The organism is Streptomyces gobitricini, from assembly GCF_039532985.1.
Lineage (GTDB): Bacteria > Actinomycetota > Actinomycetes > Streptomycetales > Streptomycetaceae > Streptomyces > Streptomyces gobitricini.
The window spans coordinates 261,403-276,060 of record NZ_BAAASR010000002.1 but is presented as its reverse complement, the minus strand read 5'-3'; the positions used below and the strand labels follow the sequence as shown (position 1 = coordinate 276,060).

The following is a 14,658-nucleotide window of genomic DNA, read 5'->3' as shown; positions in this document are numbered from 1 at the left end:
GAGGCGCCCCAGTCGTTATGAAGCGGGTATGAACCGTGGGGCCGTAGCCCCTTACGTGGCGGAGCGCGGCGCTCTAACCTGATCCCGCCCGAGGGTTACTCGCCAGTTAAACAATCATCCCGTCGTGCAGCCCTGCCGCAAGCCGCCCGGAGGACGTCGTGAGCGACACACACACCCCGATCGAGACCCGCCCGCCCTCCGTGGCCAACCTCTTCCTGGAGCGGGTGGCGAAGACGCCCGACGCGGAGGCCTACCGCTACCCCGTCCCCGCGCCCTCCGGCCAGGGCCCCGACGACTGGAAGTCCCTCAGCTGGGCGCAGGCCGCGGAGCGCGTCTACGCCATCGCCGCAGGCCTGATCGACCTGGGCGTGCGGGCCGAGGAGCGGGTCGCCCTCGCCTCCGCCACCCGTGTCGAGTGGATCCTCGCCGACCTGGGCGTGATGTGCGCCGGTGCCGCCACCACGACGGTCTACCCGCAGACCAACGCCGAGGAGTCCGCGTACATCCTCGCCGACTCGGGCAGCCGCGTCCTGATCGCCGAGGACGCCGCCCAGCTCGCCAAGGCCCGCGAGCGCCGCGCCGACCTGCCGCACCTCGCCCACGTCGTGGTCGTCGACCCGGCCGGCGTCGAGGCGGACGCGGCCGACCCCGAGGGCTGGGTCCTCTCCCTCGCCGAGCTCGAGGAGCGCGGCCGCGCGTACCTGGAGAAGCACCCCGACGCCGTCAAGGACCGGGTCTCCGCCATCACCGCCGACCAGCTCGCCACCCTCATCTACACCTCCGGTACCACCGGCCGCCCCAAGGGCGTACGGCTGCCGCACGACAACTGGTCGTACATGGCCAAGGCCATCGCCGCGACCGGCCTCGTCGCGGCGGAGGACGTGCAGTACCTCTGGCTGCCCCTCGCGCACGTCTTCGGCAAGGTGCTGACCTCCGGACAGATCGAGGTCGGTCACGTCACGGCGGTCGACGGCCGCGTCGACAAGATCATTGAAAACCTGCCGGTCGTCCAGCCGACGTACATGGCCGCCGTGCCCCGCATCTTCGAGAAGGTGTACAACGGGGTCGCCGCCAAGGCGCGCGCCGCGGGCGGCGCCAAGTACAAGATCTTCAAGTGGGCCGCCGAGGTCGCCCGCGAGTACGCCAGGACCAGCCAGGACAACTTCCGGCGCACCGGCAACGCGAGCGTCCCCTTCGGCCTGAACGCCAAGCACAAGATCGCCGACGCCCTCGTCTACTCCAAGCTCCGCGAGGCCTTCGGCGGCCGGCTGCGCGCCGCCGTCTCCGGATCGGCCGCCCTCGCGCCCGACATCGGCTACTTCTTCTCCGGCGCCGGCGTCCACATCCTGGAGGGCTACGGCCTCACCGAATCCAGCGCCGCCTCCTTCGTCAACCCGGGCGACGCCTACCGCACCGGGACCGTCGGCAAGCCGCTGCCCGGCACCGAGGTGCGGATCGCCGACGACGGCGAGATCCTGCTGCGGGGCCCCGGCATCATGGAGGGCTACCACGGGCTGCCGGAGAAGACGGCCGAGGTCCTGGAGCCGGACGGCTGGTTCCACACCGGGGACATCGGCGAGCTGTCGGTCGACGGCTACCTCCGCATCACCGACCGCAAGAAGGACCTGATCAAGACGTCCGGCGGCAAGTACGTCGCGCCCGCCGAGATCGAGGGGCGGTTCAAGGCCGTCTGCCCGTACGTCTCCAACATCCTGGTCCACGGCGCCGACCGGAACTTCTGCACCGCCCTCATCGCCCTCGACGAGCCCGCGATCCTCGGCTGGGCGCAGGAGCACGGTCTCGCCGGCAAGTCCTACGCCGAGGTCGTGGCCACCCCCGAGGCCGAGCAGCTCGTCCAGGGCTACGTGGACCGGCTCAACGAGGGCCTCCAGCGCTGGCAGACCGTCAAGCGCTTCCGGCTCCTGCCGCGCGACCTCGACATCGAGCACGGCGAACTGACGCCCAGCCTCAAGCTCAAGCGCCCCGTGGTGGAGCGCGAGTACAAGCACCTGATCGACGAGATGTACGCGGGGGCCAGGGAGGACTGACACCCGGGACGTGGTGACGGGGCCGCGCGGAGGCGCGCGGCCCCGTTCGCATGGGCGAGTTCGATGACTCCGCGCTTATGAGCGTGCTCGATCTGTCACCCTGTCGGTGTCCGACCACGAGCCGACCCAGGAGCCGACGAGGAGCCGCACGTGGGGTCCTTCCCGACACAGCGCGCGACCACGGGCGAGTTGCCGCTGCCGCCCCACCATCCGCCGCCGAGCCAGTCCGTCACGCGCACCAGCCTGCCGGGCAACCCCCTCGCGCCGTCCGCCGCCCGCCGCTTCGTCCGTGCCGCGCTCGCCGACTGGACCGGCCTGGCGCTGCCCGCCGCAGCGGCGATCACCGACCGGGTCGCCCACGACGCGGTCCTGGTCGTCGGCGAGCTCGTCACCAACGCGGTCGTCCACGCGGGCACCACCGTCGAGCTGCTCTTCCGCCTGGAGGACCCGGCCGACGGCCGGCCCGCCGCCGTCGTCCTCGAGGTCTCCGACCACCACCCCACCCGCACGGTCCGCCACGAGCACGTCTCCCAGGAGGACGCGGACGGCCTCGACGAGTACGGTCGCGGGCTCCGGCTCGTCGCCGCCCTCGCCGAGTGCTGGGGCATCACCTACCGGCCCGGCCTCAAGACGGTCTGGGCCCGGCTCCCCCTCGACGGCTGGGACGCCTGCCCCGTACCCGGGCCCGAACCGGCGATGCGGCGCGGACTGCGCGCCGCCGAGATCCTCACCCCCGCCCCGCGCCGGGTCGTCCGCGACGACCACGAGTGGGCCGGCCGCGGAGCGCTGTCGTTTCTCGCCGAGGCGTCCGACCTGCTCGCCGGCCAGCTCGACGAGGACCTGGTCGCCGCGCTCGCCGGCCAGCTCCTGGTACCGAGGCTGGCCGACTGGTGCGCCTTCTGGCTGGAGGGCGACGGCACGGAGGGCGGCGGGCCGAGGCTCGCCCGGGTGTGGCACGCCGACGAATCGGCGCTGGAGACGCTGCGTACGGTGCTGGAGAAGGAACCGCCGCGGATGCCGGAGCCGCCCCGTACCGGGCCGGTGCCGATTCCCTGGCCCTCGGCCGAAGGAGTCCATGGCGGCGGCGGTGGAGGGCACCGGAGCCCGGACGGCCCCGAGGGCCCGGACGGTGACGGTGCCGCGCGTGGTGACGCCGGCGCGGGCGGCGGCCACGCGCCGTACGGCGACAGCGGCACGGGAGGCGACACCGGCGTCGCGGGCGGCAGGGTGCCGGACGGCTTCGGCGGTCCGGACGGGCCCGGGGGTCCGGGCGGTGACGGTGCCGGGGCGGCGGGGGACGGACCGTGCGGTGACGCGGACGCGGGTGGTACGGCGCTCGCGTACCGGCTCGTCGTCGGCGGCCACGGGCTCGGCACGCTGATGCTCGGACGGCGCGGGCGGGCCCGTATCCCCGACGCGGTCACCACGCTCGTGGAGGACTTCGCGCGCCGCGTCGCCCTCGCCGTCGGCGCCGCCCGCCGCTACACCCGGCAGGTCACCATCAGCCGGATCCTCCAGCGCGGGCTGCTGCCCAGCCAGGTGGCCCAGATCCCGGGCGTCGAGAGCCGCGTCGTGTACGAGCCCAGCGACGACGGCCTCGCGGGCGGCGACTTCTACGACGTGTTCCAGGCCGGACCCGGAGCCCGCCGCTGGTGCTTCATGCTCGGCGACGTCCAGGGCAGCGGCCCCGAGGCCGCCGTCGTCACCGGGCTCGCCCGCCCGTGGCTGCGGCTGCTCGCCCGCGAGGACCACCAAGTGGGCCAGGTCCTCGACCGGCTGAACCGGCTGCTCCTCGACGACGCCACCGAGGCCGCCGAAGCAGCCGCCTCCATGGTCGCCGCGGCCGGTGACCTGCCCGGTGGACCGCAGCCCGCCGCCCAGCCCCAGTCGCGGTTCCTGTCACTGCTGTACGGCGAGCTCGTGCCACTCGCCCCCGACGAGGGCGGCGGGGCCCGCTGCACCCTGGCCTCCGCCGGTCACCCCCTGCCGCTCCTCCTGCGCCCCGACGGCTCCGTGACACCCGCCGCGGCGCCCCAGGTGCTGCTGGGCGTCGTCGACGACGTCGGGTACGAGAGCCACACCTTCCACCTCGCACCCGGTGACACCCTCCTGTGCGTCACGGACGGTGTCACCGAGCGCCGCTCGCGCACGGGCCGGATGTTCGACGACGGCGACGGCCTGGCCGAGGCCCTCGCAGGGTGCGCCGGGCTGCCGGCGCACGAGGTCGCCGAAAGGATCAAGCGGGCGGTCCACGCCTTCGGCGAGACACCCGTGTGCGACGACCTCGCGCTGCTGGTCCTCCAGGCCCGGTAGGCGCGGCGGTGAAGGACAATGGGCGGTATGCCTTCCGTACTGCCCGATGGTGAGCCCATGCCCGAGGACGGCGCGCTGCCCGCGTCCGCCCTGTCCGGGTCCGGTGAGCGGCCGCTCGGGTTCTATCTGCACGTGCCGTACTGCGCGACCCGCTGCGGCTACTGCGACTTCAACACCTACACCGCCACCGAGCTGCGCGGCTCCGGCGGTGTCCTCGCCTCCCGCGACAACTACGCCGCGACGCTGACCGACGAGGTGCGGCTCGCGCGGAAGGTGCTGGGCGACGACCCGCGCCCCGTGCGGACCGTGTTCGTCGGCGGCGGCACGCCCACGCTGCTGGCCGCCGCCGACCTCGTGTCGATGCTGGGCGCCGTCCGCGAGGAGTTCGGGCTCGCCGACGACGCCGAGATCACCACCGAGGCCAATCCGGAGTCCGTCGACCCCGCGTACCTGGCGGAGCTGCGCGAGGGCGGCTTCAACCGGATCTCCTTCGGGATGCAGAGCGCCCGGCAGCACGTCCTGAAGGTGCTCGACCGCACGCACACCCCCGGGCGGCCGGAGGCATGTGTCGCCGAGGCCCGCGCGGCCGGGTTCGAGCACGTCAACCTCGACCTGATCTACGGCACGCCGGGGGAGAGCGACGACGACTGGCGCGCGTCGCTCGACGCGGCGATCGGCGCGGGGCCCGACCACGTCAGCGCGTACGCCCTGATCGTGGAGGAGGGCACGCAACTGGCGCGGCGCATCCGGCGCGGAGAGGTGCCCATGACGGACGACGACGTCCACGCGGACCGGTACCTGATCGCGGAGGACATGCTGTCCGGAGCGGGCTTCTCCTGGTACGAGGTGTCCAACTGGGCCACCTCGGAGGCGGGCCGGTGCCTGCACAACGAGCTCTACTGGCGCGGCGCCGACTGGTGGGGCGCGGGGCCCGGCGCGCACAGCCACGTCGGGGGCGTGCGCTGGTGGAACGTGAAGCACCCCGGCGCGTACGCCGCCGCGCTGGCCGGGGGGCGCTCGCCCGGCGCGGGGCGCGAGGTGCTGTCGGACGAGGACCGGAGGGTGGAGCGGGTGCTGCTGGAGCTGCGGCTGCGGGAGGGGTGCGAGCTGTCGCTGCTCCGGCCCGCGGGCCTGGCCGCCGCCGAGCGGGCGGTAAGGGACGGGCTCCTGGACCCCGGTCCTTACGCCGTCGGGCGGGCCGTGCTGACGCTTCGGGGACGGCTGCTCGCCGACGCGGTGGTACGGGACCTCGTGGACTAGACCGGCCCCGGGCCGGGCGTGGCGTGTCACGACCCCGGCGCCTCGCCGCCGCACCTTCGTCCCGCCGCCGGACCCCTGCCCCCGCCGCCGGACCCCCGGCCGCCAGGGCCCCCGTCCCGCCGCCGCGCCCCGGCGCCCCGGCGGGGGTGTGCCGCCTCGTTCCGCGCCGGGCGCGGTCACTCGTCCGCGACGCCGACCGTCACATGGTCGATCAGCTGCTCCACGGCGCCCAGCAGCGCCGGCTCCAGGTCCTTGTACGAGTGGACCTTCGACAGGATGTGCTGCCAGGCGGCGCCCGTGTTCTCCGGCCAGCCCAGGGCGCGGCACACGCCCGTCTTCCAGTCCTGGCCGCGCGGGACCGTGGGCCACGACCGGATGCCCACCGACGAGGGCTTCACCGCCTCCCAGATGTCGATGTACGGGTGCCCCACCACCAGGGTGTGCGCGTCCGTGACGGACGCCGCGATGCGGGACTCCTTGGAGCCCGCCACCAGGTGGTCCACCAGGACCCCCAGGCGGGCGTCCGGGCCGGGGCCGAACTCCCGGACGATGGCCGGGAGGTCGTCGACGCCCTCCAGGTACTCGACGACCACGCCCTCGACGCGCAGGTCGTCGCCCCACACCCGCTCCACCAGCTCCGCGTCGTGGCGGCCCTCCACATAGATCCGCCCCGCACGGGCGACACGCGCGCGTGCGCCGGGAACGGCGATCGAACCCGACGCGGTACGCGACGGGCGCGAGGGGCCGGCCGACGGGCGCACCAGCGTCACCGTGCGCCCCTCCAGGAGGAAGCCGCGGGGCGCCAGCGGGAACACCCGGTGCTTGCCGAACCGGTCCTCCAGGGTCACGGTGCCCGCCTCGCAGCCGATCACCGCCCCGCAGAAGCCGGTGCTCACCTCCTCGACCACCAGGTCCGGTTCGGCGGGTACCTCCGGCACCGGGGCCGAACGCTTCCAGGAGGGCGTCAGGTCAGGGTCGTAAGCGCGCATCCGCCAGACGCTACGACACGCCGAACCGTCGGGCCAGTTCATCGCGTTGGGCGCGTACGAAGCCGGCGCCGACGACGGCCCCGTGCCCCGGGACGTACACGGCGGCCTCACCGCCCAGCTCCAGCAGCCGGTCCAGGGCGGCCGGCCAGCGCGACGGGACGGCGTCCGGCCCCGCCTGGGGGTCGCCCGACTCCTCCACCAGGTCCCCGCAGAGGACGACATCCCGGGAGCCCGGCACCAGCACGGCCAGGTCGTGACCGCTGTGGCCCGGGCCCGCGTCGGCCAGCAGCACCTGCCGCCCGCCCAGTTCCAGCGTCCACTCGCCGCACACCAGGTGGTGCGGGACCACCAGGACGTCCGCCGCCTCCACCGCGTCCGCCTCGGCCACCCCGTGCCGTACGGCGTCGTCCCGCAGCCCGTCCCGGTCCCGTGTCAGGACGGTGTCGATGCCGACCGCGCCGTACACCTCCGTGCCGGAGAACGCCGCCGTACCGAGCACATGATCGAAATGGGGATGGCTCAGTGCGATATGCGTCACTCTCCGGCCGCCCATCAGGGCCTGCGCCTGCGCCCGGATCCCGGCCCCCTCACGGAGCGTCGCGCCCGTGTCGTACAGCAGGGCGCCGTCCTCACCGACCACCAACGCGGTGGTCGCGTCCCACACCGGCAGCCTCCTGCGGCCCACTCCGTCGGCGAGACGCTCCCATCCGAAGTCTTCCCAACAGACGTCCATACCGCGACGCTATCGGCAACCACCGGCGTCAGCGCGCGGTAGCGTGGTCGGCCGCCCTTGCTAGGGGTCAGCCCCGGCGCCGTACACTTGCCGGGGAAGGTTGGCACTCGGGCATCGCGAGTGCCAGCGGAGCAGAAGGAACCACGGCCAGCTGGAGGTGCGCGCGGTGCTCAGTGAACGCAGGCTCGAAGTGCTGCGCGCCATCGTCCAGGACTATGTGGGCACCGAGGAGCCGGTCGGTTCCAAGGCGCTCACGGAGCGCCACAACCTCGGCGTCTCGCCCGCCACCGTGCGCAACGACATGGCCGTGCTGGAGGACGAGGGCTTCATCGCCCAGCCCCACACCAGCGCGGGCCGCATCCCCACGGACAAGGGCTACCGTCTGTTCGTCGACCGGCTCGCCGGCGTCAAGCCGCTGTCGTCGCCGGAGCGGCGCGCCATCCAGAACTTCCTGGACGGCGCGGTCGACCTCGACGACGTCGTCGGTCGTACGGTGCGGCTGCTGGCGCAGCTGACCCGGCAGGTCGCGGTCGTGCAGTACCCGTCCCTGACGCGGTCCACCGTGCGTCATGTGGAGCTGCTGTCGCTGGCCCCCGCCCGGCTGATGCTCGTCCTGATCACCGACACCGGGCGCGTGGAGCAGCGCATGGTCGACTGCCCGGCGCCGTTCGGCGAGACGTCCGTGGCCGATCTGCGGGCGCGGCTGAACAGCCGTGTCGTGGGGCGGCGCTTCACGGACGTGCCCCAGCTGGTGCAGGACCTCCCCGAGTCCTTCGAGGCGGAGGACCGGGGCACCGTCTCCACGGTGCTGGCCACACTGCTGGAGACCCTGGTGGAGGAGACCGAGGAACGGCTGATGATCGGCGGCACCGCCAATCTCACCCGCTTCGGGCACGACTTCCCGCTGACGATCCGGCCGGTGCTGGAGGCGCTGGAGGAGCAGGTGGTGCTCCTGAAGCTGCTCGGCGAGGCCAAGGACTCGGCCATGACCGTACGTATCGGGCACGAGAACGCCCATGAGGGCCTCAACTCCACGTCCGTCGTCGCGGTCGGCTACGGTTCGGGCGACGAGGCAGTCGCCAAACTCGGCGTGGTCGGACCGACCCGCATGGACTACCCCGGAACGATGGGAGCGGTACGCGCAGTGGCACGTTACGTCGGACAAATCCTGGCGGAGTCGTAAGTGGCCACGGACTACTACGCCGTACTCGGCGTACGCCGCGACGCGTCCCAGGACGAGATCAAGAAGGCGTTCCGGAGGCTCGCCCGCGAGCTGCATCCGGACGTCAACCCCGATCCCAAGACGCAGGAGCGGTTCAAGGAGATCAACGCCGCCTACGAGGTGCTGTCGGACCCGCAGAAGAAGCAGGTCTACGACCTCGGCGGTGACCCGCTGTCGACCTCCGGCGGCGCGGGCGCGGGTGGCTTCGGTGCGGGCGGCTTCGGCAACTTCTCCGACATCATGGACGCCTTCTTCGGTACGGCGTCCCAGCGCGGGCCCCGGTCGCGCACCAGGCGCGGCCAGGACGCGATGATCCGCCTGGAGATCGACCTCAACGAGGCGGCCTTCGGTACGACCAAGGACATCCAGGTCGACACGGCCGTCGTCTGCACGACCTGTTCCGGCGAGGGCGCCGCGCCGGGTACGTCGGCCCAGACCTGCGACATGTGTCGCGGCCGTGGCGAGGTCTCCCAGGTCACCCGGTCCTTCCTGGGCCAGGTCATGACCTCCCGCCCCTGCCCCCAGTGCCAGGGCTTCGGCACGGTCGTCCCGACGCCCTGCCCGGAGTGCGCCGGCGACGGCCGGGTCCGGTCCCGCCGGACGCTGACGGTCAAGATCCCGGCCGGTGTCGACAACGGCACCCGCATCCAGCTGGCCGGCGAGGGCGAGGTCGGCCCCGGCGGCGGCCCGGCCGGCGACCTGTACGTCGAGATCCACGAGCTCCCGCACACGGTGTTCCAGCGGCGCGGCGACGACCTGCACTGCACGGTGACCATCCCGATGACGGCGGCCGCGCTGGGCACGAAGTGTCCGCTGGAGACGCTGGACGGGCTGGAGGAGGTCGACGTCCGGCCCGGTACGCAGTCGGGCCAGTCGATCCCGCTGCACGGGCGCGGCGTCACGCACCTGCGGGGCGGCGGACGCGGTGACCTCATCGTGCACGTCGAGGTCCAGACGCCGTCGAAGCTCGACCCGGAGCAGGAACGACTGCTGCGGGAGCTGGCGAAGCTGCGGGGCGAGGAGCGGCCGACCGGCCAGTTCCAGCCGGGGCAGCAGGGGCTGTTCTCCCGCCTCAAGGACGCGTTCAACGGGCGGTGACCGGGGGCGGTGCCCCCGAAAAGGGGGCTCGACCCCCGGACCGCCTGACAGGGGGACGTTGGTCGTACGCGGTGGCCGACGCCCCCGCCCCCGGGTCGCGGCAGCTTCGCGCCGCGCGGGCGTGCACGGCCGCCGGACCGGCACCCCAGCGGCTTCGCGCTCGCGTCGGTGCCCGGGCCTCGGCTCGGCCCCGAAGGCACGCGTACGCGCACGGGCGACCGTCGAAGGCACGCCCCGCCGGGACGGTGACGGCCCGGCGGGGGTACGCGGGCGCGCATGGGCAGGCCCGTGTGGCGGCGCCGTGGGGGCGTGACACCATGCCTGCATGTCCTCCGCACTGACCGATCTCTGCCGGTACCCGATCGTGCAGGCCCCCATGGCGGGTGGCGCCTCCTGTCCGCAGCTCGCCGCGGCCGTGTCCGAGGCCGGCGGCCTGGGTTTCCTGGCCGCCGGGTACAAGACCGCCGACGGCATGTACCAGGAGATCAAGCGGCTGCGCGGGCTGACCTCGCGGCCCTTCGGCGTCAACCTGTTCATGCCGCAGCCCGGGCACGCCGACCCCGCGGCCGTCGACGTGTACCGGCACCAGCTCGCCGGTGAGGCCACCTGGTACGACACGCCGCTCGGCGACCCCGACGCGGGGCGCGACGACGGTTACGAGGCCAAGCTGGCCATCCTGCTGGACGATCCGGTCCCGATGGTCTCGTTCACCTTCGGGTGCCCCACCCGCGACACGGTCGCCGCGTTCGCACGCGCCGGGACGCTCACCGTCGTGACGGTCACCTCGCCCGAGGAGGCCGAGGCCGCGCAGCAGGCGGGCGCCGACGCCGTGTGCGTCCAGGGCGTCGAGGCGGGCGGCCACCAGGGCACGCACCGCGACGACCCGGAGACCGGCGGGTCGGGCACGGGCCTGCTGTCGCTGATCGCGCTGGTCAAGGAGGCCGTGCCGCTGCCGATCGTCGCCGCCGGCGGCCTGATGCGCGGCAGCCAGATCGCCGCGGCCCTCGCGGCGGGCGCCGAGGCCGCGCAGCTCGGCACCGCGTTCCTGGTGTGCCCCGAGTCGGGCGCGCAACCTCTGCACAAGCAGGCCATGACCAACCCCCTGTTCGTCCGCACCGAGCTGACGCGGGCGTTCTCGGGACGCCCGGCCCGGGGCCTGGTCAACCGGTTCATGCACGAACACGGCCCCTATGCCCCGGCCGCGTACCCCGAGGTGCACCACCTGACGAGCGGGCTGCGTAAGGCCGCCGCCGCGGCGGGCGACCCGCAGGGCATGGCGCTGTGGGCCGGGCAGGGCCACCGGATGGCGCGCGAGCTGCCCGCCGGACGGCTGGTGGAGGTCCTGGGCGCCGAACTGGACGCCGCGGTGTCGTCCCTCGCGCTGCGGGGCGTGGCCTCGTGACCGCCCCCGTCTTCCTGGTCGGCCACGTCACCGGCGGGACCGTCACGCTCGAAGGGCCCGAGGGGCGGCACGCGGTGTCGGTACGGCGGCTGCGCGTCGGTGAGGAGATCGTCCTGACGGACGGCGCGGGCTCCGGCGCGTACGGCACGGTCGAGGCCGTCGAGGGCAAGGACCGCCTCCGGGTGGCGGTGGCCGAGGTCCGTACGGAACCCGAGCCCGCCCCTCGTATCACCGTCGTCCAAGCCCTCCCCAAGGGCGACCGGGGCGAGCTGGCGGTGGAGACCATGACCGAGACGGGCGTCGACGCGATCGTGCCGTGGACGGCGTCCCGCTGCGTCACGCAGTGGAAGGGCGACCGCGGCATGAAGGCGCTCGGCAAGTGGCGGGCCACCGCGCGGGAGGCGGGCAAGCAGTCGCGCCGGCTCCGCTTCCCGGACGTCGCGGACGCGGCGTCGACCAAGCAGGTCGCCCAACTGCTCGCCGGGGCCGACTTCGCCGCCGTCCTCCACGAGGAGGGCGCCGAGCCGCTGGCCACCGCCGAACTGCCCGCCGCCGGACGGATCGTGCTCGTCGTCGGCCCCGAAGGGGGCGTGTCGCCCGACGAGTTGGCGGCCTTCGCCGAGGCGGGCGCGAAGCCCTACCGGCTGGGCCGCAGCGTCCTGCGCACCTCCACCGCCGGGACGGCCGCCACCGCCCTGCTGCTGGGGCGCACCGGCCGCTGGTCCTGACCCGGGGACGCCCGGACGGCCAGCGCGTCGAACAGCGGCCAGCCGTCCACCTCGTGGACGCCGTGCGCGGTGGGCAGCAGCCCGCGCGCCGAGGCCTCGTCGAGGAAACGGCGCACCACGCCCGGCTCGTGCAGGTTCAGGTTGTTGCCGTGGGTGTCGCCCAGCGCTCCTGACGGCCAGTAGGCGTCACGGATCAGCCGGCCGGGCACGGCCCGGAAGACCAGCCGCAGTTGGGCGTGGGGGGCGTCGGCGCGGCGCAGGGTCAGCGACTCGCGGCAGTCGTCGTGCCGGTTCCGGTGCCGGTGCCGGACCGACCACAGCCACGTCGTGCCGTCCACGACCAGCCGGCGCGGCACCCGGTCTCGTCTCATCGCCCCACAGTAGGGGCCCAGCGGACCGGTTGTCGTACCGGATCCGTAAGGTTGCCGCATGTCCGACGAGTCTCCTCTCATTCGCAGTCTGCGCGCCGCCGTCGCCGCCGCACCCGGTGACGTCCCCCTGCGGCTGCACCTCGCCGAACTCCTCCTCCAGGCGGGGCGCGTCGACGAAGCCGTGACCGAGGCGGCCGTCGCCCTCCAGCACGCGCCCGGCGACGCGGACGCCCGCGCGCTGATGGGCCGCGCCATGGGCATGCCGCCCGCACCCCAGGCCGCACCCGGGGCCACACCCCACCCCGCGCCCCAGACCTCCCAGCCGCCCCACGCCCTGGCCGCGCCCCAGCCCCCGCAGGACGGCGCCGGCTTCGACTGGGCGGCCGCCGAGCAGGAGGTCGGCGACATCGTCCCGCCCCGGTTCGCCGACGGCACCGAGGCGCCCCTCACCGTCGACGGCCTCGGCGACGACCCCGGGGACGCCGGCGCCTGGGACGTCGACGCGCCCGGTGCCGTACGGCTCGCGGACGTCGGCGGCATGCAGGAGGTCAAGGACCGCCTGGAGGCCGCGTTCCTGGCGCCCATGCGCAACCCCGAGCTGCGCAAGCTGTACGGCAAGAGCCTCCGCGGCGGTCTCCTGCTGTACGGGCCGCCCGGCTGCGGCAAGACGTTCATCGCCCGCGCGGTCGCCGGTGAGCTCGGCGCGAGCTTCCTGTCGATCTCGCTGAGCGACATCCTCGACATGTACATCGGCGCCTCCGAGAAGAACGTCCACGACATCTTCGAGACCGCCCGCGCCCAGGCCCCGTGCGTCGTCTTCCTCGACGAGCTGGACGCGCTGGGCGCCAAGCGCAGCCGCAGCCACCACAGCGGGCTGCGCAACGTCGTCAACCAGCTGCTGACCGAACTGGACGGCATCGCCGCCGACAGCAACGACGGCGTGTTCGTCCTCGCCGCCACCAACGTCCCCTGGGACGTGGACATCGCGCTGCGCCGCCCCGGGCGCCTCGACCGTACGCTGCTCGTCCTGCCGCCGGACGCCACCGCGCGGGACGCGATCCTCCGTTACCACCTCCGCGACCGGCCCATCGAAGCCGTCGACATGGGCAAGCTCGTCAAGGCCACCGAGGACTTCTCCGGCGCCGACCTCGCCCACGTCTGCGAGAGCGCCGCCGAGACCGCGCTGCTCGACTCGGCCCGCACCGGCACCGTACGGATGATCAACACGAAGGACCTGCTGGGCGCGGTCAAGCAGATACGGCCGTCCACCGACCCGTGGTTCTCCGCCGCCCGCAACGTGGCGACGTTCGCCAACGACGGCGGCATGTACGACGACCTCCTCGCGTACCTGAAGAGGAAGCGCAAACTGTGACCACCCCGCAGCCCCAGCCGCAGCCGATGACGCTCGACCGGGCCGAAGCGCTCCACGACCTGGAGCGCTACGACCAGGCCGCGGCCCTCACCGCCCAGCACCTGGCCCAGCACCCGGACGACGCCCGGGCGCTCGCCCTCCTCGCCCGCTGCCGCCGCCACCTCGGCGACCGCGCGGAGGCGCTCCGCCTGGCCGACGAGGCGTTGCGCGCCGACCCCGAGCTGCCGTCGGCGTGGTTCCTCCGCGCCGACCTGCTGGCCCACGGGCCGGCCGGCGGACCCCAGTGGGCCGCCGCGGAGGACTCCGCCCGGCGCGGCCTCGCCCTCGTACCGCACCACTGGAGCGGTTACCACGTGCTCGGCACGATCCTGGTCCGCTCGGAGAACCCGGCGCGGCGCCGCGAGGCGTACGCGCTGGCCCTCCGCTCGGTGGAACTGGGCCCCGAGGAGGACGCCACCCACTTCCTGCTCGGCCTGGTCGCCTACCAGCTCAACGACTACGCCACCGCCGAAAGGGCGTACGAGAACGCCCTGCGCCTCAACCCGGAGAGCAGCGAGGCGCACAACAACCTGTCCCTGCTGCACCTGCGCCGCCGCTGGTACCGGCGCGGCGCGTGGACCAGGGCGGCCGAGGGGTTCGTCGACTCGGCCGCGCTCGACCTGGACGACCGCGAAGCCCGCTTCAACCTGGAGACCATGGCCTGGGGCACCGCCGCGGGCGCGCGCTGGGTGGCGCTCGCCGGGTTCCTGGCCGCCAGCATCGGTTCGGTCCAGCTGCGCACCGGGCGCCCGGGGACGGGCGCGGTGGTGGCCCAGCTCATCGGCGTCGCCGTCTTCCTGGCGCTGTGGGCGGGGTGGTTCCTGTGGATGCGGCGGCGCGTGCCGCCGCGGCTGCGGCGCCCCCTGCTGCTGATCTCCCGGAAATGTCCCCCGGTGCTGTGGATGGCCGGCGCCGTGGGGCTGCTGGGTCTGCACTCGGCGGTGACCCTGGCGCTGCCCACGGCAGGCGCGGGGGTCGTCGCCGGGCTCGGCGGACCGCTGTTCTGGGCCGTGGTCATCACGTACTGGGTCAGCAGGTCCGCCCTCAAGAGGCGCGCACCCGGCCGCCGATAGAGTGCCCCCG

12 protein-coding genes are annotated in these 14,658 nt (G+C 74.0%); 9 read left to right on the top strand and 3 right to left on the bottom strand.

Annotated features, from left to right (window positions below; genetic code table 11):
- Window positions 1-158: 158 nt before the first annotated feature.
- From ABD347_RS02215 to hemW, 3 genes are all read left to right on the top strand, one after another.
- The gene (locus ABD347_RS02215; protein ID WP_344355714.1) at window positions 159-2,048 is read left to right on the top strand and encodes an AMP-dependent synthetase/ligase; all 1,890 of its coding nucleotides are present in this window, start codon (window positions 159-161) and stop codon (window positions 2,046-2,048) included.
- Window positions 2,049-2,198: 150 nt separating this feature from the next.
- Window positions 2,199-4,361, top strand: a complete 2,163-nt coding sequence (locus tag ABD347_RS02210) for a SpoIIE family protein phosphatase (RefSeq protein WP_425575552.1) — start codon at window positions 2,199-2,201, stop codon at window positions 4,359-4,361.
- Between the two features lie 27 nt (window positions 4,362-4,388).
- Window positions 4,389-5,621: a radical SAM family heme chaperone HemW gene (gene hemW, locus ABD347_RS02205; protein ID WP_344355712.1), complete on the top strand. Its 1,233-nt coding sequence runs from the start codon at window positions 4,389-4,391 to the stop codon at window positions 5,619-5,621.
- Window positions 5,622-5,797: 176 nt separating this feature from the next.
- Here the strand turns inward: hemW and ABD347_RS02200 are convergent, their stop codons facing one another.
- Together ABD347_RS02200 and ABD347_RS02195 are read right to left on the bottom strand one after the other, a co-directional pair.
- Window positions 5,798-6,610, bottom strand: coding sequence for a DUF3097 domain-containing protein (locus tag ABD347_RS02200; protein WP_344355710.1), 813 nt, complete (start codon window positions 6,608-6,610; stop codon window positions 5,798-5,800).
- A gap of 10 nt (window positions 6,611-6,620) precedes the next feature.
- Window positions 6,621-7,343: an MBL fold metallo-hydrolase gene (locus ABD347_RS02195; protein WP_344355708.1), complete on the bottom strand. Its 723-nt coding sequence runs from the start codon at window positions 7,341-7,343 to the stop codon at window positions 6,621-6,623.
- Window positions 7,344-7,509: 166 nt separating this feature from the next.
- Here ABD347_RS02195 and hrcA point away from each other — a divergent pair, with 166 nt between their 5' ends.
- The 4 genes from hrcA (at window position 7,510) to ABD347_RS02175 (ending at window position 11,793) form a co-directional block, all read left to right on the top strand.
- Window positions 7,510-8,526 (top strand): heat-inducible transcriptional repressor HrcA, encoded by a 1,017-nt coding sequence (hrcA, locus tag ABD347_RS02190; protein WP_344355706.1) that lies wholly within the window; start codon window positions 7,510-7,512, stop codon window positions 8,524-8,526.
- Entirely contained in the window at window positions 8,527-9,663 is a 1,137-nt protein-coding gene (gene dnaJ, locus ABD347_RS02185) for a molecular chaperone DnaJ (protein WP_344355704.1), read from the top strand.
- A gap of 325 nt (window positions 9,664-9,988) precedes the next feature.
- Entirely contained in the window at window positions 9,989-11,065 is a 1,077-nt protein-coding gene (locus tag ABD347_RS02180) for a nitronate monooxygenase (RefSeq protein ID WP_344355702.1), read from the top strand.
- Entirely contained in the window at window positions 11,062-11,793 is a 732-nt protein-coding gene (locus ABD347_RS02175; RefSeq protein ID WP_344355700.1) for a 16S rRNA (uracil(1498)-N(3))-methyltransferase, read from the top strand. Before ABD347_RS02180 ends, ABD347_RS02175 begins: the two co-directional genes overlap by 4 nt.
- Here the strand turns inward: ABD347_RS02175 and ABD347_RS02170 are convergent.
- The gene (locus ABD347_RS02170) at window positions 11,703-12,164 is read right to left on the bottom strand and encodes a hypothetical protein (RefSeq protein ID WP_344355698.1); all 462 of its coding nucleotides are present in this window, start codon (window positions 12,162-12,164) and stop codon (window positions 11,703-11,705) included. The two genes, ABD347_RS02175 and ABD347_RS02170, sit on opposite strands and share 91 nt — an antisense overlap.
- Before the next feature lie 58 nt (window positions 12,165-12,222).
- Between ABD347_RS02170 and ABD347_RS02165 the strand changes: the two genes are divergently transcribed.
- The gene (locus tag ABD347_RS02165; RefSeq protein WP_344355695.1) at window positions 12,223-13,536 is read left to right on the top strand and encodes an ATP-binding protein; all 1,314 of its coding nucleotides are present in this window, start codon (window positions 12,223-12,225) and stop codon (window positions 13,534-13,536) included.
- Complete coding sequence (locus ABD347_RS02160; protein ID WP_344355692.1) at window positions 13,533-14,648, top strand: tetratricopeptide repeat protein; 1,116 nt, start codon at window positions 13,533-13,535, stop codon at window positions 14,646-14,648. Before ABD347_RS02165 ends, ABD347_RS02160 begins: the two co-directional genes overlap by 4 nt.
- Window positions 14,649-14,658: the final 10 nt, after the last annotated feature.

Bases quoted from the DNA above. Each gene is read 5' to 3' on its own strand.
- hemW (WP_344355712.1), top strand. From the start codon at position 4,389: ATGCCTTCCGTACTGCCCGATGGTGAGCCCATGCCCGAGGACGGCGCG.
- ABD347_RS02200 (WP_344355710.1), bottom strand. From the start codon at position 6,610: ATGCGCGCTTACGACCCTGACCTGACGCCCTCCTGGAAGCGTTCGGCC.
- ABD347_RS02195 (WP_344355708.1), bottom strand. From the start codon at position 7,343: ATGGACGTCTGTTGGGAAGACTTCGGATGGGAGCGTCTCGCCGACGGA.
- ABD347_RS02180 (WP_344355702.1), top strand. From the start codon at position 9,989: ATGTCCTCCGCACTGACCGATCTCTGCCGGTACCCGATCGTGCAGGCC.
- ABD347_RS02170 (WP_344355698.1), bottom strand. From the start codon at position 12,164: ATGAGACGAGACCGGGTGCCGCGCCGGCTGGTCGTGGACGGCACGACG.
- ABD347_RS02165 (WP_344355695.1), top strand. From the start codon at position 12,223: ATGTCCGACGAGTCTCCTCTCATTCGCAGTCTGCGCGCCGCCGTCGCC.